Annotated in this window: 14 protein-coding genes; 9 read left to right on the forward strand and 5 right to left on the reverse strand. The window is 55.2% G+C overall.

Annotated features, from left to right (window positions below):
• Positions 1 to 25 precede the first annotated feature (25 nt).
• Positions 26 to 919 (forward strand): YcbJ family phosphotransferase, encoded by an 894-nt coding sequence (locus RY075_RS07975; RefSeq protein WP_003858216.1) that lies wholly within the window; start codon positions 26 to 28, stop codon positions 917 to 919.
• On the opposite strand, the gene elyC is transcribed toward RY075_RS07975, so the two are convergent.
• A complete protein-coding gene (gene elyC / locus RY075_RS07980) occupies positions 896 to 1,675 on the reverse strand; it encodes an envelope biogenesis factor ElyC (protein ID WP_048208993.1) in 780 nt (259 codons plus the stop codon). The two genes, RY075_RS07975 and elyC, sit on opposite strands and share 24 nt — an antisense overlap.
• 120 nt (positions 1,676 to 1,795) lie before the next feature.
• On the opposite strand from elyC, the gene cmoM reads away from it, so the two are divergent.
• The 7 genes from cmoM (at position 1,796) to RY075_RS08015 (ending at position 12,432) form a co-directional block, all read left to right on the forward strand.
• Positions 1,796 to 2,575 (forward strand): tRNA uridine 5-oxyacetic acid(34) methyltransferase CmoM, encoded by a 780-nt coding sequence (gene cmoM, locus RY075_RS07985; protein ID WP_003858212.1) that lies wholly within the window; start codon positions 1,796 to 1,798, stop codon positions 2,573 to 2,575.
• A gap of 3 nt (positions 2,576 to 2,578) precedes the next feature.
• A complete protein-coding gene (gene mukF / locus RY075_RS07990; RefSeq protein WP_015570962.1) occupies positions 2,579 to 3,901 on the forward strand; it encodes a chromosome partition protein MukF in 1,323 nt (440 codons plus the stop codon).
• Positions 3,882 to 4,586 carry a chromosome partition protein MukE gene (gene mukE, locus RY075_RS07995; protein ID WP_003858208.1) on the forward strand — a complete coding sequence of 235 codons (705 nt, stop codon included), beginning with the start codon at positions 3,882 to 3,884 and terminating at the stop codon, positions 4,584 to 4,586. Before mukF ends, mukE begins: the two co-directional genes overlap by 20 nt.
• Positions 4,586 to 9,034, forward strand: coding sequence for a chromosome partition protein MukB (gene mukB, locus RY075_RS08000; RefSeq protein ID WP_003858206.1), 4,449 nt, complete (start codon positions 4,586 to 4,588; stop codon positions 9,032 to 9,034). Before mukE ends, mukB begins: the two co-directional genes overlap by 1 nt.
• 179 nt (positions 9,035 to 9,213) lie before the next feature.
• Positions 9,214 to 11,037, forward strand: a complete 1,824-nt coding sequence (ldtD, locus tag RY075_RS08005) for a L,D-transpeptidase (protein ID WP_003858203.1) — start codon at positions 9,214 to 9,216, stop codon at positions 11,035 to 11,037.
• 175 nt (positions 11,038 to 11,212) lie between these two features.
• Positions 11,213 to 11,764, forward strand: coding sequence for a YcbK family protein (locus RY075_RS08010; protein ID WP_003858202.1), 552 nt, complete (start codon positions 11,213 to 11,215; stop codon positions 11,762 to 11,764).
• Positions 11,765 to 11,784: 20 nt separating this feature from the next.
• Complete coding sequence (locus RY075_RS08015) at positions 11,785 to 12,432, forward strand: MBL fold metallo-hydrolase (RefSeq protein WP_022650729.1); 648 nt, start codon at positions 11,785 to 11,787, stop codon at positions 12,430 to 12,432.
• Between the two features lie 54 nt (positions 12,433 to 12,486).
• Here the strand turns inward: RY075_RS08015 and RY075_RS08020 are convergent, their stop codons facing one another.
• The 4 genes from RY075_RS08020 to pncB form a co-directional block, all read right to left on the reverse strand.
• Positions 12,487 to 13,677 (reverse strand): amino acid aminotransferase, encoded by a 1,191-nt coding sequence (locus RY075_RS08020; RefSeq protein WP_338628400.1) that lies wholly within the window; start codon positions 13,675 to 13,677, stop codon positions 12,487 to 12,489.
• A gap of 184 nt (positions 13,678 to 13,861) precedes the next feature.
• A complete protein-coding gene (gene ompF / locus RY075_RS08025) occupies positions 13,862 to 14,920 on the reverse strand; it encodes a porin OmpF (protein ID WP_023324410.1) in 1,059 nt (352 codons plus the stop codon).
• 606 nt (positions 14,921 to 15,526) lie between these two features.
• On the reverse strand, positions 15,527 to 16,927 hold the full coding sequence (asnS, locus tag RY075_RS08030) for an asparagine--tRNA ligase (RefSeq protein WP_003858191.1): 1,401 nt from the start codon (positions 16,925 to 16,927) through the stop codon (positions 15,527 to 15,529).
• 168 nt (positions 16,928 to 17,095) lie between these two features.
• Positions 17,096 to 18,298 (reverse strand): nicotinate phosphoribosyltransferase, encoded by a 1,203-nt coding sequence (pncB, locus tag RY075_RS08035; protein WP_003858188.1) that lies wholly within the window; start codon positions 18,296 to 18,298, stop codon positions 17,096 to 17,098.
• 254 nt (positions 18,299 to 18,552) lie between these two features.
• Here pncB and pepN point away from each other — a divergent pair, with 254 nt between their 5' ends.
• Positions 18,553 to 21,165: an aminopeptidase N gene (gene pepN, locus RY075_RS08040; protein WP_022650731.1), complete on the forward strand. Its 2,613-nt coding sequence runs from the start codon at positions 18,553 to 18,555 to the stop codon at positions 21,163 to 21,165.
• The last annotated feature ends 15 nt before the right edge of the window (positions 21,166 to 21,180 follow it).

The following is a 21,180-nucleotide window of genomic DNA, read 5'->3' on the forward strand; positions in this document are numbered from 1 at the left end:
GTAGTCTTAATGGGGGTAATCTCATATGGAACAGCTGCGTGCTGAACTCAGCCATCTCCTTGGCGAAAAGCTAAGCCGGGTGGAATGCGTGAATGAAAAGGCCGATACCGCACTCTGGTCGTTGTATGACAGTCAGGGAAACCCCATGCCGCTGATGGCCAGAAGTTTTACCTCGCCGGGCGTCGCCAGACAGCTGGCCTGGAAAATGTCGATGCTGGCGCGGGAAGGGACTGTCCGTATGCCGACGGTCTACGGCGTGATGACCCATGAGGAGCATCCCGGCCCGGATGTTCTGCTTATCGAGCGTTTACGCGGGGTTTCTGTTGAAGCCCCGACGCGTACACCGGAGCGCTGGGAACAGCTGAAAGATCAGATTGTCGAGGCTCTGCTTGCCTGGCATCGGCAGGACAGCCGGGGTCTTGTTGGCGCGGTAGACAGCACCCAGGAAAACCTGTGGCCGCTGTGGTATCGCCAGCGTGTCGAAGTGCTGTGGGGCACGCTGAACCAGTTCAACAACACCGGCTTAACGATGCAGGACAAACGTATTCTGTTCCGCACCCGGGAATGTCTGCCGACGCTGTTTGAGGGTTTTAACGACAACTGCGTGCTGGTTCACGGCAACTTCACGCTACGCAGTATGCTTAAAGACTCGCGCAGCGACCAACTGCTGGCGATGGTCGGGCCGGGGATCATGCTCTGGGCGCCGCGCGAGTACGAACTGTTCAGGCTGAGCGAGGGCGGGGCGGCGGAAGATTTGCTCTGGCACTATCTTCAGCGCGCCCCCGTTGCGGAGGCCTTTCTCTGGCGACGCTGGCTCTATCTTCTCTGGGATGAGGTGGCGCAACTGGTCAACACCGGGCGCTTTAATCGCGCCAGTTTCGATCTGGCCGCAAAATCACTCCTGCCCTGGCTTGCCTGACGAACCTTTAAGCCACTGCCACAAGCGGCCAAGCGTCTCGTAGCCGACGCGGTCGCTGTGCATCAGCCATACCGGGGACGGGATTATCCGTTCCCACGGATTGAGCGGGGCGTCAATGGCCAGCTGGTTTGCCGGAGCAGGAAGCGGATGCAGGCCCTGCTTCTCAAAGAAGATCATTGCGCGCGGCAGGTGTGAAGCAGAGGTCACCAGCAGGAACGGTACATCACCGATGGCCTGTTTCACCGCCGCCGCCTCTTCTTCGGTATCTTTTGGGCTATCCAGCGTGATGATGGCGGAACGCGGTACGCCAAGCGATTCAGCCACTCTTGCTCCTGCTTCAGCGGTACTGACCGGGTTGGTTTTTGCCGCAGCGCCCGTGAAGATCATCTTCGATCCAGGATTGGCCAGCCACAGGCGGATCCCCTCGTTCAGGCGCGGCAGGCTGTTGTTGATCAGGTTCGAGCTGGGCGCCCAGTTCGGATCCCAGGTATACCCGCCGCCCAGCACCACGATATAGCTCACCTTCTGATTTCCCTGCCACGTCGGGTAGGTGTTTTCAATCGGACGTAATAAACCGTCAGCGACCGGTTGCAGGCTGAGTAACAGCAGCGCCAGCCAGCCCACGGTAACGAGGGATTTACCGCTTTTCTGAAAGCGGCTAAACCATATCATTGCTAGCCCCAGCGCGATGAGAAGCAACAGCAGGGGAAGGGGAAGCATCATGCCTCCGATATATTTTTTTAGGGTAAAAAGCATCCTTTTTGGTTCCTTTTTTAACCATACAGCAGGCGATTGTCGGTGATATTACACCAGAGTGGTTCATTCTCCGCGCGGGTGTGACAAAATAGCGGTTTTGCAGTGAGTGGAACCCTCCCAATGCGGGATCGCAATTTTGATGACATCGCGGAAAAGTTTTCGCGCAACATTTATGGCACCACCAAAGGTCAGCTTCGTCAGACGATCCTCTGGCAGGATCTGGACAAGCTGCTGGCTGAATTCGGTGACCGACCGTTGCGCGTGCTGGATGCCGGCGGTGGGGAAGGTCAGACTGCAATTCTGATGGCGCAGCGGGGACATCACGTCACGCTTTGCGATCTTTCTGCCGAGATGGTTGCGCGCGCCGGGCGAGCGGCAGAAGAGAAAGGTGTGAGCGACAACATGCATTTTATACATTGCGCCGCTCAGGACATTCCGCAGCATTTGGAAACGCAGGTTGATCTGATATTGTTTCATGCTGTGCTCGAATGGATCGCCGAACCCCAGGCGATGTTAAAAACGCTGTGGTCGATGTTGCGCCCGGGCGGTGCGTTATCGCTGATGTTTTACAATGCCAACGGCCTGCTAATGCGAAACGTGCTGGTCGGCAATTTTGGCTACGTACAGCAGGGCATGTATAAAAAGAAACGACGCACGCTTTCACCGGATTTCCCCCGTGAACCGCAGCAGGTCTATGGCTGGCTGGAGGAGATCGGTTGGGAAATTACCGGCAAAACCGGCGTGAGGGTGTTTCATGATTATCTGCGTGATAAACAAAAACAGGATGACTGTTTAGACGCCTTAACAGAAATAGAGACGCGGTACTGCCGCCAGGAGCCTTATCTGAGCCTTGGCCGCTATATACACGTCACCGCGCGCAAGCCGCAGATGCAAGGATAATCTATGAGTGAATTTTCCCAGACAGTCCCCGAACTGGTTGCCTGGGCCAGGAAAAACGATTTCTCCATCTCGCTGCCGGTAGACAGACTCTCATTCCTGCTGGCGGTTGCGACGCTAAACGGCGAACGCCTGGATGGCGAAATGAGTGAAGGCGAACTGGTGGATGCGTTCCGCCACGTCAGTGATGCGTTTGAGCAAACCAGCGAAACCATTAGCGTGCGTGCCAACAACGCAATCAATGATATGGTGCGTCAACGTCTGCTGAACCGCTTTACCAGCGAGCAGGCGGAAGGAAACGCCATCTATCGTCTTACGCCACTGGGCATTGGCATTACCGACTATTACATCCGCCAGCGCGAATTTTCCACGCTGCGTCTCTCCATGCAGCTCTCTATTGTTGCAGGTGAGCTGAAGCGTGCCGCCGACGCGGCTGATGAAAACGGTGACGAATTCCACTGGCATCGCAACGTTTACGCGCCGCTGAAATACTCGGTCGCCGAGATTTTCGACAGTATCGATCTGACTCAACGTCTGATGGACGAACAGCAGCAGCAGGTGAAAGACGATATCGCTCAACTGCTTAATAAAGACTGGCGTGCGGCTATCTCCAGCTGTGAACTCTTGCTGTCAGAAACGTCCGGTACGCTGCGTGAGTTGCAGGATACGCTGGAGGCGGCGGGGGATAAGCTACAGGCCAATCTGCTGCGCATCCAGGACGCGACAATGGCGCACGACGATCTGCATTTTATCGACCGTCTGGTGTTTGATTTGCAGAGCAAGCTTGACCGCATTATCAGCTGGGGCCAGCAGTCAATCGACCTGTGGATCGGTTACGACCGCCACGTGCATAAATTTATCCGTACCGCCATCGATATGGATAAGAATCGCGTCTTTGCTCAGCGTCTGCGCCAGTCGGTACAGACCTATTTCGATGCGCCGTGGGCGCTGACCTACGCCAACGCCGATCGTCTGCTGGATATGCGCGACGAAGAGATGGCGCTGCGCGATGAAGAGGTCACCGGTGAACTGCCGCCGGATCTGGAATACGAAGAATTTAACGAAATTCGCGAGCAGCTTGCGGCGATGATCGAAGAACAGCTCGCTGTCTACAAAACCAGACAAGCACCGCTGGATCTTGGCCTCGTGGTACGCGACTATCTGGCGCAGTATCCGCGCGCGCGCCACTTCGATGTTGCCCGCATTGTTGTAGACCAGGCGGTGCGCCTGGGCATCGCACAAGCCGATTTCACCGGACTGCCGCCGAAGTGGCAGCCGATTAACGATTACGGAGCCAAGGTACAGGCGCATGTCATTGACAAATATTGAACAAGTGATGCCAGTTAAGCTGGCACAGGCGCTGGCGAATCCGTTGTTTCCGGCGCTGGACAGCCAGCTGCGTGCCGGTCGTCACATTGGCCTTGACGAGCTGGATAATCACGCCTTTTTGATGGACTTTCAGGAGTACCTGGAAGAGTTTTACGCTCGCTATAACGTTGAGCTGATCCGCGCGCCGGAAGGGTTTTTCTACCTGCGTCCGCGCTCTACCACGCTTATTCCGCGCTCGGTGCTTTCCGAACTGGATATGATGGTCGGCAAAATTCTCTGCTACCTCTATCTCAGCCCGGAACGTCTGGCGAATGAAGGGATCTTCACCCAACAGGAGCTTTACGATGAGCTGCTGTCGCTGGCGGATGAAAGCAAGCTGCTCAAGCTGGTGAATAACCGCTCAACGGGGTCCGATCTGGACCGTCAGAAATTACAGGAAAAAGTTCGCTCATCCCTTAACCGTCTGCGCCGTCTGGGAATGGTCTGGTTCATGGGTCACGACAGCAGCAAGTTCCGCATCACCGAATCGGTCTTCCGTTTTGGCGCCGACGTGCGTGCGGGTGATGATGCGCGTGAAGCGCAGCTGCGCATGATACGTGACGGTGAAGCGATGCCGGTGGAAAACCATTTGCAGCTCAATGACGAGCACGAAGAGAATCAGCCGGATAGCGGGGAGGAAGAGTAATGATTGAACGCGGTAAATTTCGCTCACTGACGCTGATTAACTGGAACGGCTTCTTTGCCCGAACCTTCGATCTGGATGAGCTGGTGACAACGCTCTCCGGCGGTAACGGGGCGGGTAAATCCACCACCATGGCGGCCTTCGTGACGGCGCTGATACCTGACCTGACCCTGCTGCACTTCCGTAACACCACTGAAGCGGGCGCCACGAGCGGCTCTCGTGATAAAGGTCTGCACGGTAAGCTGAAAGCGGGCGTTTGTTATTCAGTGCTGGACGTGATCAACTCCCGCCATCAGCGCGTGGTTGTAGGCGTGCGTCTGCAACAGGTTGCCGGCCGCGATCGTAAAGTAGATATCAAACCGTTTGCGATCCAGGGGCTGCCTACCTCCGTACAGCCAACCGCGCTGCTGACGGAAACCCTGAATGAACGTCAGGCACGCGTCCTGACGCTCCAGGAGCTGAAAGACAAGCTGGAAGCTATCGAAGGCGTGCAGTTTAAGCAGTTTAATTCCATTACCGACTACCACTCTCTGATGTTCGATCTCGGCGTGGTAGCCCGTCGTCTGCGCAGCGCGTCAGATCGTAGTAAATACTACCGTCTGATTGAAGCCTCCCTGTACGGCGGTATCTCCAGCGCCATTACCCGCTCCCTGCGCGACTACCTGTTGCCGGAAAACAGCGGCGTGCGTAAGGCCTTCCAGGATATGGAAGCCGCGCTGCGTGAAAACCGCATGACGCTGGAAGCGATTCGCGTTACGCAGTCTGACCGGGACCTGTTTAAACACCTGATCAGCGAAGCCACCAACTACGTGGCGGCGGACTATATGCGCCACGCCAACGAGCGCCGTATTCATCTCGATCAGGCGCTGGAGTATCGCCGCGAGCTGTTTACTTCCCGCAAACAGCTGGTGGCCGAGCAGTATAAGCATGTCGAAATGGCGCGCGAACTGGGCGAGCACAATGGTGCTGAAGGGGATCTGGAAGCCGATTACCAGGCGGCCAGCGATCATCTGAATCTGGTGCAGACCGCGCTGCGTCAGCAGGAAAAAATCGAGCGCTACGAAGCCGATCTTGATGAGCTGCAAATTCGTCTTGAAGAGCAAAATGAAGTGGTGGCCGAAGCTGCCGAATTGCAGGAAGAGAACGAAGCCCGCGCGGAAGCCGCCGAGCTGGAAGTGGATGAGCTGAAAAGCCAGCTCGCTGACTACCAGCAGGCGCTGGACGTGCAGCAGACGCGTGCGATTCAGTACAACCAGGCGTTGCAGGCGTTGCAGCGTGCCAAAGAGCTGTGCCATCTGCCGGACCTGACCCCGGAAAGCGCTGACGAATGGCTGGATACCTTCCAGGCCAAAGAGCAGGAAGCCACTGAGAAACTGCTTTCTCTCGATCAGAAAATGAGCGTGGCGCAAACGGCGCATAGCCAGTTTGAGCAGGCGTACCAGCTGGTGGTGGCGATTAACGGTCCGCTGGCGCGTAACGAAGCGTGGGACGTTGCCCGTGAGCTGCTGCGCGACGGCGTCAATCAGCGCCATCTGGCCGAGCAGGTGCAGCCGCTGCGCATGCGCCTGAACGAGCTGGAACAGCGTCTGCGTGAACAGCAGGAAGCCGAGCGTCTGCTGGCGGAATTCTGCAAGCGTCAGGGTAAAAATTACGATTTCGACGAGCTTGAGGCCCTGCATCAGGAACTGGAAGCGCGTATTGCGGCCCTGTCCGATACCGTATCGAATGCCAGCGAACAGCGCATGACGTTGCGTCAGGAGCTGGAACAGCTTCAGTCCCGTTCGAAGACGCTCTTACAGCGTGCGCCGATCTGGCTGGCTGCACAAAGCAGCCTGAACCAGCTCAGCGAACAGTGTGGCCAGGAGTTTGCCTCCAGCCAGGACGTCACCGAATACATGCAACAGCTGCTGGAGCGTGAGCGTGAAGCGATTGTTGAGCGTGACGAAGTGGGCGCGCGCAAGCGTGACGTCGATGAAGAAATCGAGCGTTTAAGCCAGCCTGGCGGCTCAGAAGATCCGCGTCTGAATGCCTTAGCCGAGCGTTTCGGCGGCGTGCTGTTGTCTGAAATTTACGACGATGTTGGTCTGGACGATGCGCCGTACTTCTCCGCGCTGTACGGTCCATCCCGTAACGCGATTGTGGTGCCGGATCTGTCGCTGATTTCTGACCAGCTTGCAGGGCTGGAAGACTGCCCGGAAGATCTCTACCTCATCGAAGGAGATCCGCAGTCGTTTGATGACAGCGTATTCAGCGTTGACGAGCTGGAAAAAGCGGTGGTGGTGAAAATCGCCGATCGCCAGTGGCGCTATTCGCGCTTCCCGGAACTGCCGCTGTTTGGCCGCGCCGCGCGTGAAAGCCGCATTGAAAGCCTGCATGCCGAGCGCGAAACGCTTTCTGAACGTTTTGCGACCCTCTCGTTTGATGTACAAAAAACGCAGCGTCTGCATCAGGCGTTCAGCCGCTTTATCGGCAGCCATCTGGGCGTGGCCTTTGAGCCCGATCCGGAAGCCGAAATTCGCAAGCTCAACACCCGCCGCGGTGAGCTGGAGCGTGCGCTGGCTAGCCATGAAAATGACAACCAGCAGAGCCGCGTCCAGTTCGAGCAGGCGAAAGAGGGCGTTGCGGCGCTTAACCGCATTCTGCCGCGCCTGAACCTGCTGGCGGACGATACGCTCGCCGACCGCGTGGATGAAATTCAGGAACGACTGGACGAGGCGCAGGAAGCCGCGCGCTTTGTGCAGCAGCACGGCAATCAGCTGGCGAAGCTGGAGCCGATGGTTTCCGTTCTCCAGAGCGACCCGGAACAGTTTGAACAGTTAAAAGAGGATTACGCCTGGTCACAGCAGGTGCAGCGCGAAGCGCGTCAGCAGGCGTTTGCCCTGACGGAAGTGGTGCAACGTCGCGCGCACTTCGGCTACTCCGATTCAGCAGAAATGCTGAGCGGGAACAGCGATCTTAATGAAAAGCTGCGCCAGCGCCTTGAGCAGGCGGAAGCGGAACGTACGCGCGCGCGCGAAGCGATGCGTACTCACGCCGCACAGCTGAGCCAGTACAGTCAGGTGATGGCGTCGTTGAAAAGCTCCTTCGACACCAAGAAAGAGCTGTTAAACGACCTGCATAAAGAGTTGCAGGACATTGGCGTGCGCGCCGACAGCGGTGCAGAAGAGCGGGCACGTATTCGCCGCGATGAGCTGCATGCTCAGCTCAGCAACAACCGTGCGCGTCGTAATCAGCTGGAAAAAGCGCTGACCTTCTGTGAAGCGGAGATGGACAACCTGACGCGTCGCCTGCGCAAGCTGGAACGTGACTATCACGAGATGCGCGAGCAGGTTGTGACCGCGAAGGCGGGCTGGTGCGCGGTGATGCGCATGGTGAAAGACAACAACGTGGAGCGTCGTCTGCACCGCCGCGAGCTGGCGTATCTGTCGGCCGATGAACTGCGTTCTATGTCGGATAAGGCGCTGGGCGCGCTGCGTCTGGCGGTGGCGGATAACGAACACCTGCGCGACGTGCTGCGCATGTCCGAAGATCCGAAGCGCCCTGAGCGCAAAATCCAGTTCTTCGTGGCGGTGTATCAGCACTTGCGCGAGCGTATCCGTCAGGACATCATCCGTACCGACGATCCGGTTGAAGCGATCGAACAGATGGAGATCGAGCTGGGCCGTCTGACGGAAGAGCTGACCTCCCGCGAGCAAAAGCTGGCAATCAGCTCCCGCAGCGTGGCGAATATTATTCGTAAAACCATTCAGCGCGAGCAGAACCGTATCCGTCAGCTGAACCAGGGCCTGCAAAGCGTGTCGTTTGGCCAGGTCAACAGCGTAAGGCTGAACGTGAACGTGCGTGAGGCGCACTCCACGCTGCTGGACGTGTTGTCTGAACAGCATGAGCAGCACCAGGATCTGTTCAACAGTAACCGCCTGACCTTCTCCGAAGCGCTGGCGAAGCTGTATCAGCGTCTGAATCCGCAGATTGACATGGGCCAGCGTACGCCGCAAACCATCGGCGAGGAGCTGCTGGACTACCGCAACTATCTGGAAATGGAAGTTGAGGTTAACCGTGGCTCAGACGGCTGGCTGCGCGCGGAATCCGGTGCGCTCTCTACCGGTGAAGCCATCGGTACCGGTATGTCGATTCTGGTCATGGTGGTGCAGAGCTGGGAAGATGAAGCGCGTCGTCTGCGCGGCAAAGACATCTCTCCATGTCGTCTGCTGTTCCTCGATGAAGCCGCGCGTCTCGACGCCCGCTCCATCGCCACGCTGTTTGAGCTTTGCGAGCGACTCGATATGCAGCTCATCATCGCGGCGCCGGAAAACATCAGTCCGGAAAAAGGGACAACCTATAAGCTGGTGCGTAAGGTGTTCCAGAACAGTGAACACGTGCACGTCGTGGGCCTGCGTGGTTTCGCCCCGCAGCCACCGGAGTCATTACCGGGCACGGCTGACGCCTCTTAACCTGGGGTGCGACAAATAGCGGCGCTCATGCGCCGCTTTTTTTATTCACTTAACTTGTGTTCAGGGCTGCGTTATCTTTAAACTTCTTTACATAAGGCAAGGCAGCAGCGTGTATGCCTTTCTATACTGAAGGAAAGCTCCAGAATACTGGGCATGTCGTGAAAAACAGGGGGCAAGGGATGTTGCTTAAGAAAAATCGTGGTCGTCAGCTGTCTGCGCTGAGTTTGTGCCTGACAGTGATGTTTGCTCCACTGTTTACCGCTCAGGCCGATGAGCCTGAAATTGTACCGACTGACAGCTCCGCGACGATGGGCGCGCAGCCGACGTCACTGTCACAACCGCTGGATCAGTCTCCGGCGACGGCCATCATGGCCGGCATTAAACCGCTGCCGGAAGGCATCGATACTGGATCATTACGTCAGCAGCTTATGACCGGGCTGCCCTCGGGCTATACTCCCGCTTATATTAACCAGCTCACGCTGCTTTACGCTGCGCGCGATATGAAACCGATGTGGGAAAATCGCGAGGCGGTACGTGCCTTCCAGCAGCAGCTGGCTGAAGTGGCGATTGCAGGTTTTCAGCCGCAGTTCACGACCTGGGTTGAACTCCTGACCGATCCTGCCGTGACCGGACAAGCGCGTGACGTGGTGCTGTCTGATGCCATGATGGGCTACTTACAATTTGTTGCGGGGATTTCGGTGAACGGCAACCGCTGGTTATACAGCAGTAAGCCGTACAAGCTGGCGACGCCTGCGCTGTCCGTCATTAACCAGTGGCAGCTGTCGCTGGATAACGGCGAACTGCCGCGCTTTATCGCAAGCCTTGCGCCTGCCCATCCGCAGTATGCCACGATGCATCAGTCGCTTCTTGAGCTGGTTGCGGATTCCCGCCCGTGGCCTCAGCTGCGCGGCACCACAACGCTGCGTCCGGGGCAGTGGAGCAGCGATGTGCCTGCGATCCGCGAAATTATGAAACGCTCCGGCATTCTCGACAGCGGCCCTAAAATTGCGCTGCCCGGTGACGAGACGCAAAATGCGGTCGTCAGCCCGTCGGCGCCGGTAAAAGAGAAAACCGCCGTTGCGTTGAGCAATAAGCCCGCCGCTTACGATCGCGAGCTGGTCGCCGCAGTGAAGCAGTTCCAGGCCGCGCAGGGGCTGGGCGCTGACGGCGTGATTGGTCCATCTACTCGCGACTGGCTGAACGTCTCTCCAGCCCAGCGGGCTGGAGTGCTGGCGTTGAATATCCAGCGCTTGCGCTTGCTGCCGGGCACGTTATCCACCGGCATTATGGTCAACATTCCGGCGTACTCCCTGGTCTACTATCAGGACGGTAGTGAAGTGCTGGCGTCCCGCGTGATTGTCGGCCGACCTGACCGTAAAACGCCAATGATGAGCAGCGCGCTGAATAACGTGGTGGTTAACCCGCCGTGGAACGTGCCGCCGACGCTGGCGCGCAAAGATATTCTGCCTAAGGTCTGGAATGACCCGGGTTATCTGGAGCGACATAACTATACGGTGATGCGTGGCTGGAACAGCAAAGAAGCGATTGACCCCTGGATGGTGGACTGGTCAACGATTACGCCTTCGAACCTGCCGTTCCGTTTCCAGCAGGCACCGGGCGCACATAACTCGCTGGGACGTTACAAATTCAATATGCCAAGTTCGGACGCAATCTATCTGCATGATACCCCGAACCATAATTTGTTCCAGAAAGACGCACGCGCGCTCAGCTCGGGCTGTGTCCGCGTGAACAAGGCCTCTGAGCTGGCAAATATGCTGTTGCAGGATGCAGGCTGGAACGATACGCGGATATCAGATGCGCTGAAGCAGGGAGATACGCGTTACGTCAATATCCGCCACAATATTCCGGTCAATCTTTACTATCTGACGGCGTTTGTAGGGGCAGACGGACGTACCCAGTATCGTACAGATATTTACAATTATGATCTGACAGCGCGATCCGGCGCACAAATTTTGCCAAAAGCGGAACAATTAATCAGGTAAATGAAGTAGTTCGGTAAAAATGATTGTCGTAAGTTATGGTGAATATGAGGCGATCTGGCTGCAAGCCGCGTATTTACTGGGGTTGGGCGCCTTGACGTAACAGGTTTTGCCAGTTATGGTGCCCTTCGTGCGCTAAGCATATTGACAATTTCTTTTACCTGTAGACCTGATTATCATGGACAAATTTGACGCTAATCGCCGCAAATTGCTGGCGTTAGGTGGCGTTGCGCTGGGCGCAGCAGCCATCCTTCCGACGCCAGCATTTGCCACCCTCTCGACACCTCGTCCGCGTATTTTAACGCTCAACAATCTGCATACTGGTGAGACGCTTAAAGCGGAATTTTTCGATGGCAGAGGCTATATTCAGGATGAATTAGCAAGACTCAACCATTTTTTCCGTGATTTCCGCGCGAATAAAATCAAAGCCATCGACCCTGGATTATTCGATCAGCTTTACCGCTTGCAGGGACTGCTAGGGACCAAAAGGCCGGTGCAGCTCATCTCTGGCTATCGCTCTCTGGATACCAACAATGAACTGCGTGCTCACAGCCGTGGGGTAGCGAAAAAAAGCTATCACACCAAAGGGCAGGCGATGGATTTCCATATTGAGGGCGTTTCGTTAGCCAATATTCGCAAAGCGGCGTTATCTATGCGCGCAGGTGGTGTAGGATACTACCCACGTAGCAACTTTGTGCATATTGATACCGGGCCGGTTCGGCACTGGTAATAACGAAACACAGGAGCAGTATGAACTATCGTATTATTCCGGTTACCGCGTTCTCACAGAACTGTTCATTGATCTGGTGTGAACAAACTAAACTGGCCGCGCTTGTTGATCCCGGTGGCGACGCTGAGACAATCAAGCAGGAAGTCGCTGCCAGCGGTGTAACGCTGATGCAGATTTTACTCACCCATGGCCATCTCGACCATGTGGGTGCAGCGGCTGAACTGGCTGAATACTACGGTGTGCCGATTATCGGCCCGGAAAAAGAAGATGAGTTCTGGCTACAGGGATTACCTGCTCAAAGCCGTATGTTTGGCCTGGAAGACTGTCAGCCACTGACACCGGACCGCTGGCTGAACGAAGACGATCGCGTTAACGTAGGGAATGTAACTTTACAGGTGTTGCATTGCCCCGGACATACGCCCGGCCATATTGTCTTCTTTGATGACGTGTCGCGTCTGCTGATTTCCGGTGACGTGATTTTCAAAGGGGGCGTAGGACGCAGTGATTTCCCACGCGGCGATCACGGTCAGCTGATTCAGTCGATTAAGCAGAAGTTATTACCGTTAGGTGATGATGTGACGTTTATCCCTGGACACGGACCAATGTCAACGCTGGGGGATGAGCGGTTGCATAACCCGTTCCTTCAGGATGAAATGCCTGTCTGGTAAACCCGGTAAAATAAAAAAGCCTGCACGATGCAGGCTTTTTTTTAGGGATGCAGGTTACAGCACCGCGACAATGGCTTCGCACAGCGGCGCCATGTTGTCAGGCGTCATACCTGCAACGTTCACGCGGCCAGATGCAACGGCATACACGCCAAACTCTTCACGCAGGCGCAGCACCTGCTCTTTGGTCAAGCCGCTGAAGGAGAACATGCCGTTCTGCTTGATGATGAAGCTGAAGTCACGGTCAGCGCCTTTCTCAGCCAGCGTGTTCACAAACAGCAGACGCATGCGCTGAATGCGCTGACGCATATCGTTCAGCTCTTGCTCCCAGATGGCGCGCAGCGCATCGTTGCTCAGGATCGTCGCGACCACAGACGCACCGTGTGCCGGTGGGTTGGAGTAGTTAGCGCGGATCACGGACTTCATCTGGCTGAATGCGCGATCGACGGTTGCTTCGTCAGCAGCCACCAGCGTACAGGCGCCGACACGCTCGTTATACAGACCAAAGTTCTTGGAATAGGAGCTTGCGACTATCAACTCCTGATTCACGGCGGCGAATGCACGCAGACCTTCTGCATCTTCTTCCAGACCACGGGCAAAGCCTTGGTAAGCGAAGTCAAACAGCGGCAGCCAGCCTTTTTCAACGGACAGCTTAGCCAGCTGTTCCCACTGCTCAAGCGTAGGATCGATACCGGTTGGGTTATGGCAGCAGCCGTGGAACAGCACCACATCGCCCGCCTGGGCTTCGCTCAGGCTGGCCAGCAGGCCGTCGAAATCCAGCGCGTGGCTGGCTGCGTCGTAGTAGGCGTATTCACGCACTTCCAGACCCGCAGAATTAAACACGCTCTTATGGTTCGGCCAGCTTGGATTGCTTACCCACACACGCTTCACAGAAGTGTTTTTCGCCAGGAAATCTGCCGCCACGCGCAGTGCGCCGGTACCGCCTGGGGTCTGCGCCGTGCGGGCGCGTTTTTCGCTCACAATGGTGCTGCCTTTGCCGAACAGCAGCTCCTGGGTGCAGCGACCAAATTCAGGGATACCATCAATACCGAGGTAGTTTTTGGTGGTTTCGTTTTCCAGCAGATACTGCTCAGCTTTTTTGACGCTGGTCAGTACCGGAGTTTTGCCGGTTTCATCTTTATATACACCAATACCCAGGTTGATTTTTCCAGGGCGGTCGTCGGCGCGAAACAGATCGGCCAGGCCCAGAATTGGGTCGGCAGGAGCGGCAGTAATGTTCTCAAACATGACGAAGTTCCATTGTGATTACAGAAGTGAAATCCGCTATCAGGTTAACGGTAGATTTACAAAATGCCAACCGTTTGCGACGAAAAGCGTGCGGCTTTTCAAAAGTCGCTATTATTTTCTCTCAGGAATAAAAAAACAGGGCCGAAGCCCTGTTCATTAAGCATATAACAACGAGGTGTGCTGATTAGAACTGGTAAACCAGACCCAGAGCCACGATGTCGTCGTTGTTGATGCCCAGCTTGTTGTCGTCTTTCAGCTGGTTGATCTGATAGTCAACATAGGTAGACATGTTTTTGTTGAAGTAGTATGTCGCACCAACGTCGATGTAGTTGATGTAGTCTTCATCACCGATACCTTCTACGTCTTTCGCTTTAGATTTGTAATAAGCGATGGATGGACGCAGACCGAAATCGAACTGGTACTGAGCGACGACAGAGAAGTCCTGAGACTTGTTAGCGAAACCACGGCTGCCCAGACGCGCTGCGTTACGCATTTCGCCATAAATAGCTGCCAGGTAGATGTTGTTCGCGTCATATTTCAGGCCGGTTGCCCACTGTTCAGCTTTGTCGCCTTTACCCCATTCCAGCGTCTGCTGGTTGTTGGTACGGTCAGCGGCGCCATAAGCACCCACAATGCCGAAGCCTTCGAAATCATAGCTCAGTGAGGTTGCCCAGCCGTCGCCGTTGGAACGTACTGCATCAGTACGCTCGTTTTTGCCCAGGTACTGAACACCAAAGTTCAGACCGTCAACCAGGCCGAAGAAGTTGCTGTTACGGTACGTCGCCAGGCCACCGGTACGGCCTGCGAAGAAGTTATCGCTCGCGCCGGTGTCGCCACCGAACTCAGGGAGCATATCGGTGATGCCGATTGCATCATAGACCAGACCGTAGTTACGACCGTAGTCGAAGGAGCCTGCGTCACCGAATTTCAGACCTGCGAATGCCAGACGGGTTTTGTTGCCGTTCTGTGCATCGCCACCTTCAGAGTTGTTACCCTGGAAGTTATATTCCCACTGACCGTAGCCAGTCAGCTGATCGTTGATCTGAGTTTCGCCTTTGAAGCCCAGACGTGCGTAAGTGTTGTCGCCATCGTTGCTGTCATTATCGGAGAAGTAATGCAGGCCGACTGCTTTCCCGTAAAGATCTAATTTGTTGCCGTCTTTGTTATAGATTTCAGCAGCGTTTGCTGCACCGGCTACCAGCAGGGCAGGGACTACCACTGCCAGGATATTGCGCTTCATCATTATTTATTACCCTCATTGGTTTTTTTATGACACTCGCCACTGCCGTCAATAAATTCTGTCAATAAATATTTCCGGAACTATTGATGAGAGTTAGGTGTCTTTATGTGTCTGACAGGCATCTTTCCATTCATAGAACCGTTTCGCTACACTGAAAGTGCTACAATCTTCAAGATTCAGTTACCAAAAGAAAATATATGTAACTAAATATGTATTTTTGGGAACTTTGTGAAGCACCTCAAACTTCAGCGCTATCTGGTGAATTAAACCTCCGCTTTATTCTTATATATATGATTTCCTTATGTTTAATTTAGCTAAAGGCCTTTCGTATAAACAGAAGTTAAACGGCTCATTTTTTCTTATAATCGGCAAAAGCCATCCAGATGGCTGTGAGAGTGGTTGTTTTTTGTGCTATTGCGTAAGGAATGTATTAAGCGCCATAAAAATGGGGTTATTTTTTTGTCTCAGGATATTTCGTGGAAACAAAACGTAACAGGTAGGGGTAATCGCGGGGTTGTGGTTTAAATACGCTTACTTTTGACTGACGAAAACTGACATTGCAGGATAAAATAATGGCCAGCATTTGCTGGCCATTAAGGATTTGGTCGGTTAGAAACTTGCGTTACGCGGTGTGCGTGGGAACGGAATCACATCACGTACGTTCTGAACACCTGTTACGTAAGCAATCAGACGTTCAAAGCCAAGGCCAAAGCCGGAGTGTGGGACGGTGCCGTAGCGACGGAGATCGCGATACCAGCTGTAGTCCGCCGGGTTCAGACCCATCTCCTGCATACGCGCGTCCAGCACATCCAGTCGCTCTTCACGCTGGGAGCCACCGATAATCTCACCGATGCCCGGCGCCAGCACGTCCATCGCGGCAACGGTTTTACCGTCTTCGTTAAGGCGCATATAGAACGCCTTAATGTCTTTCGGATAATTTTTCACCACAACCGGTGCTTTGAAGTGCTTCTCTGCCAGATAACGTTCGTGCTCGGAGGAGAGATCCACGCCCCAGTAAACCGGGTTTTCGAATTTCTCACCGCATTTTTCCAGGATAGCGACCGCGTCGGTGTAATCCACCTGCGCGAAGTCTGCGGAGACGAAGCGCTCAAGACGGGCGATGGCGTCGTTATCGACACGCTCAGCGAAGAATTTCATGTCGTCTGCGCGCTCTTCGAGAACCGCTTTGAACACGTATTTCAGCATCGCTTCTGCCAGGCCTGCCACGTCATTCAGATCGGCAAAGGCCACTTCCGGCTCCAGCATCCAGAATTCCGCCAGGTGACGGCTGGTGTTGGAGTTTTCCGCACGGAAGGTTGGGCCGAAGGTGTAAATCTTAGACAGCGCACAGGCGTAGGTTTCGCCGTTCAGCTGGCCAGAAACCGTCAGGAAGGCTTCTTTACCAAAGAAGTCTTTGTCGTAATCCACTTTACCTTCCGGCGTACGCGGCAGGTTTTCCATATCCAGCGTTGAAACGCGGAACATTTCACCTGCGCCTTCGGTATCGGATGCCGTGATCAGCGGAGTAGAAACCCAGAAGTAACCCTGCTCGTCAAAGAAGCGATGCAGCGCCTGCGCCAGCGTATGACGCACGCGGGCAACCGCACCAATCAGGTTGGTGCGCGGACGCAGGTGCGCAACTTCACGCAGATATTCGATGCTGTGACGCTTTGCAGCCATCGGATAGGTGTCCGGATCTTCAACCCAGCCGGTCACTTCCACCGAGGTCGCCTGAATTTCGTAGCTCTGACCCTGGCCCGGAGAGGCCACCACAACACCGGTGACGATCACGGAACAGCCGGTTGTCAGGTGCAGAACGTCATCATTGTAATTGGGCAGAGAATTATTAATGACGGCCTGTACAGGATCAAAGCAGGAACCGTCATAGACGGCGAGGAAGGAGATGCCAGCTTTAGAATCTCGGCGAGTACGCACCCATCCGCGCACGGTGACCTCCTGGTCAACGGCGACACGGCCCTGGAGTACGTCGGCTACAGGCACAACGCTCATAATATTCTCTCTGTTAATAGTCGGAAAAAATAAACACTTGTCCGCCCTTATAGGGGGGATATCTATGTTACCTGCCATCCGCTATCAGACAAGTAAATTTCACCGTCTTGAGAGAAGAAATAAGAAATAAATAAGAGAAGGGGAGCCATGAAGGCCCCCCCGAAGCCGTTAACTGGCTTTTTTAACCTGAGGCAGATCGAAGGCTTTACGTAATGCGCGGACAAACGCTTTGTCATGGCAGATGGTTTTGCCAGGGCTGTCGGAGAGCTTCGCGACCGGCTTACCGTTACATTCCACCAGTTTTATGACGATGTTCAGCGGTTTCACCTGAGGGATATCACAGGTTAACCGCGTACCAATCCCGAAACTCAGGTTCACCCGCGATGAGAAATGGCGATAAAGGTCGACGGCTTTTGCCAGATCAAGGTTATCGGAGAAGACCAGCACCTTACTCATTGGGTCGATACCCAGCTTTTCGTAATGGGCGATGGCTTTCTCACCCCATTCAACCGGGTCCCCGGAATCATGGCGTAACCCCTGGTAGCGTTCGGCAAACTCAGGGCCAAAGTCGCGCAGGAACGCGTCCATGGTAATGCAGTCGGTAAGGGCAATACCCAGCCGATCCGGGTATTCCTCTAGCCACGCGGCGAGGGCGGCGCGCTGGCTGTTGGCAAGGTCAGGGCTGATCTGCTGGTGCGCCTGGAACCATTCGTGCGCCTGGGTGCCCATCGGCGTTAAATCAAGGCGACGTGCCAGATCGTAGTTACTGGTGCCAACGAACCACGGCTCCTGTTGCAGACGTCTGACAATGGCTTCCTGAACCTCGCGAGAGAAGCGGCGGCGCGTGCCAAAGTCCATCAGACGGAAGCGGGACATATCCAGCCCTTCGGTCAGTCTGGAAAACTCAACGAGTTTATTCTCCAGAGCGGCGACCGCCTGCGTCACACCGGTTTCAGGGGAGCGATAGCGGTGGGCCAGCTCGCTGATCACGGCCAGAAGCGGCACTTCCCACATGATCACCTCGCGCCACGGGCCGGTCAGACGAATGTCCAGCTTGCCGTTATCATTGGTGACGGTGACCTGTTCCGGCTTATAGCGGAACTCACGCAGCCAGTTCAGATAGTCCGCTTTGAAGAAAGGCAGGCCTGAAAGCCACTGATATTCGTCATCGGTGAGCGCCAGATGCTGCATGGCCTCGACCTGTTCACGAATGGAATCTGCGTAGATACCCAGCAAGTCGTCACCCCGGCAGCGAAATTCCGCCGCAACATGGACATCATGATAGTGGTGAAACACGGCTTGCTGCATATGCAGCTTGTACGCGTCGGTATCCAGCAACGTATGCAGAACCGGAGAAGCGAATTGAGTCATAGGTGCGCTGTAGCATCCTCTCACGGGAGCGTTTAGTACAATAAACAACTCCGGAGTATACCCTGTTTAGTGATTTATTGAACCCCGATCACAACATAAGCACACTTTATGGTCGAGAGCATTTCGTGCCCCGTGTTATAAAAATGTAGCTAAAAAGGGCGTTGTGCCTGAAAAGATGAACATTCTGCATAGCGCGTTTTACACAACAGGAATATATTGAATCGTTACTCGACAAACGATGCATAAGGTTTTCTATGACACAACAGCCACAAGCTAAATACCGCCACGACTACCGTGCGCCGGAATACCTGATAAGCGATATCGATCTGACTTTCGACCTGGATGCCACAAAAACCGTCGTGACGGCGGTAAGCCAGGTGACGCGCCAGAGCGCGACAGCCGTGCCGCTGCGTCTGGATGGTGAGGACCTGACGCTGGTTTCCCTGCATATTAACGATGAAGCCTGGTCAGACTATAAAGAAGAAGGCAACCAGCTGGTCATCGACAACCTGCCGGAACGCTTTACCCTGCGCATCGTGAATGAAATTAGCCCTGCCGCCAATACCGCGCTGGAAGGGCTTTACCAGTCAGGCGTAGCCCTGTGTACCCAGTGTGAAGCCGAAGGTTTCCGCCACATTACCTGGTATCTTGATCGCCCGGACGTCCTGGCGCGCTTTACCACCAAAATTATTGCCGACAAAACGCTGTACCCGTACCTGCTCTCCAACGGCAACCGGATTGGCGAGGGGGAAATGGAGAATGGCCGTCACTGGGTACAGTGGCAGGATCCGTTCCCGAAACCCTGCTATCTGTTTGCGCTGGTAGCGGGAGATTTCGATGTTCTCCGCGACACCTTTAAAACGCGCTCTGGCCGTGAAGTCGCGCTGGAGCTGTTCGTGGATCGTGGCAACCTTGACCGCGCACCGTGGGCAATGACCTCTCTCATCAACTCCATGAAGTGGGATGAAACGCGCTTTGGTCTCGAATATGACCTCGACATCTATATGATTGTTGCTGTCGATTTCTTCAACATGGGCGCGATGGAGAATAAAGGTCTTAACATCTTTAACTCCAAATACGTGCTGGCGCGTACCGATACCGCCACGGATAAAGATTACCTCGATATCGAACGCGTTATCGGCCACGAATATTTTCACAACTGGACCGGGAACCGCGTCACCTGTCGCGACTGGTTCCAGCTGAGCCTGAAAGAGGGCTTAACCGTCTTCCGCGATCAGGAGTTCAGCTCCGATCTGGGATCGCGGGCGGTGAACCGCATCAACAACGTGCGCACTATGCGTGGTCTGCAATTTGCAGAAGATGCCAGCCCAATGGCCCACCCGATCCGCCCGGATAAAGTCATTGAGATGAATAACTTCTACACCCTGACGGTGTATGAAAAAGGCGCTGAAATTATCCGCATGATCCACACCCTGCTGGGCGAAGAGAATTTCCAGAAAGGGATGCAGCTTTACTTCGAGCGTCACGACGGCAGTGCGGCCACCTGCGACGATTTTGTTCAGGCGATGGAAGACGCCTCTAACGTGGATCTGTCTCATTTCCGCCGCTGGTACAGCCAGGCCGGTACGCCGATTGTGACGGTCAAAGACGACTACAACCCGGAAACCGAGCAGTACACGCTGACCATCAGCCAGCGCACACCGCCAACGGCGGAGCAGGAAGAGAAACATCCGCTGCACATTCCGTTCAGCGTTGAGCTGTACGACAACGAAGGCAATGTGATCCCGTTACAGAAGGGCGGTCACCCGGTGCATAACGTGCTGAACGTGACCCAGGCAGAGCAGACCTTTATCTTCGATAACGTCTATTTCCAGCCCGTTCCTGCCCTGCTGTGCGAATTCTCTGCGCCGGTGAAACTCGAATATAAGTGGAGCGATCAGCAGCTGACGTTCCTGATGCGTCACGCGCGCAACGATTTCTCGCGCTGGGATGCGGCACAAAGCCTGCTGGCGACCTACATCAAGCTGAACGTCAACCGTTACCAGCAGGGCCAGCCGTTGACGCTGCCGGTTCATGTGGCAGACGCGTTCCGTGCCATCCTGCTGGATGAGAACATTGACCCGGCGCTGGCGGCTGAAATTTTAACGCTGCCGTCTGCGACTGAAATCGCCGAGCTGTTTGACATCATTGATCCGATTGCCATCGTCGCCGTGCGTGAAGCGCTGACCCGCACGCTGGCGACCGAACTGGCAGATGAGTTCCTCGCCATTTACAACGCCAACAAGCTGGACGCGTATCGGGTGGAACACGCGGATATCGGTAAACGTTCCCTGCGCAATACCTGCCTGCGCTATCTGGCGTTTGGTGAGGCAGAGCTGGCGAACACGCTGGTCAGCAAGCAGTACCACGAAGCCGATAACATGACGGATGCGCTGGCCGCGCTGGCTGCAAGCGTTGCCGCCGAGCTGCCGTGCCGCGATGCGCTGATGCAGGAGTACGACGACAAGTGGTATCAGGATGGTCTGGTGATGGACAAGTGGTTCATCCTTCAGGCCACCAGTCCGGCAGCCGATGTACTCAGCAAAGTACGTAGCCTGCTGAAGCACCGTTCGTTCACCATGAGCAACCCGAACCGCGTCCGCTCTCTGATTGGTGCCTTCGCCAGCAGCAACCCGGCCGCGTTCCATGCCGAAGACGGCAGCGGTTATCAGTTCATGGTTGAAATGCTGACCGAGCTGAACAGCCGTAACCCGCAGGTGGCGTCTCGTCTGATTGAGCCGCTGATCCGCCTGAAACGTTACGATGCGCAGCGTCAGGCGAAAATGCGCGCCGCGCTTGAGCAGCTGAAAGGGCTGGAAAATCTGTCTGGCGATCTGTACGAGAAGATTGCTAAGGCCTTAGCGTAATAAAAAATTGCCCGG

This window comes from Enterobacter sp. JJBC, from assembly GCF_036936505.1.
GTDB classification, from domain to species: domain Bacteria; phylum Pseudomonadota; class Gammaproteobacteria; order Enterobacterales; family Enterobacteriaceae; genus Enterobacter; species Enterobacter hormaechei_C.

What these genes read in the sequence shown, in the direction of transcription:
- RY075_RS07975 (WP_003858216.1), top strand. Translation starts at nt 26, where the DNA reads ATGGAACAGCTGCGTGCTGAACTCAGCCATCTCCTTGGCGAAAAGCTA.
- elyC (WP_048208993.1), bottom strand. Translation starts at nt 1,675, where the DNA reads ATGCTTTTTACCCTAAAAAAATATATCGGAGGCATGATGCTTCCCCTT.
- cmoM (WP_003858212.1), top strand. Translation starts at nt 1,796, where the DNA reads ATGCGGGATCGCAATTTTGATGACATCGCGGAAAAGTTTTCGCGCAAC.
- mukF (WP_015570962.1), top strand. Translation starts at nt 2,579, where the DNA reads ATGAGTGAATTTTCCCAGACAGTCCCCGAACTGGTTGCCTGGGCCAGG.
- mukE (WP_003858208.1), top strand. Translation starts at nt 3,882, where the DNA reads ATGTCATTGACAAATATTGAACAAGTGATGCCAGTTAAGCTGGCACAG.
- mukB (WP_003858206.1), top strand. Translation starts at nt 4,586, where the DNA reads ATGATTGAACGCGGTAAATTTCGCTCACTGACGCTGATTAACTGGAAC.
- ldtD (WP_003858203.1), top strand. Translation starts at nt 9,214, where the DNA reads ATGTTGCTTAAGAAAAATCGTGGTCGTCAGCTGTCTGCGCTGAGTTTG.
- RY075_RS08010 (WP_003858202.1), top strand. Translation starts at nt 11,213, where the DNA reads ATGGACAAATTTGACGCTAATCGCCGCAAATTGCTGGCGTTAGGTGGC.
- RY075_RS08015 (WP_022650729.1), top strand. Translation starts at nt 11,785, where the DNA reads ATGAACTATCGTATTATTCCGGTTACCGCGTTCTCACAGAACTGTTCA.
- RY075_RS08020 (WP_338628400.1), bottom strand. Translation starts at nt 13,677, where the DNA reads ATGTTTGAGAACATTACTGCCGCTCCTGCCGACCCAATTCTGGGCCTG.
- ompF (WP_023324410.1), bottom strand. Translation starts at nt 14,920, where the DNA reads ATGATGAAGCGCAATATCCTGGCAGTGGTAGTCCCTGCCCTGCTGGTA.
- asnS (WP_003858191.1), bottom strand. Translation starts at nt 16,927, where the DNA reads ATGAGCGTTGTGCCTGTAGCCGACGTACTCCAGGGCCGTGTCGCCGTT.
- pncB (WP_003858188.1), bottom strand. Translation starts at nt 18,298, where the DNA reads ATGACTCAATTCGCTTCTCCGGTTCTGCATACGTTGCTGGATACCGAC.
- pepN (WP_022650731.1), top strand. Translation starts at nt 18,553, where the DNA reads ATGACACAACAGCCACAAGCTAAATACCGCCACGACTACCGTGCGCCG.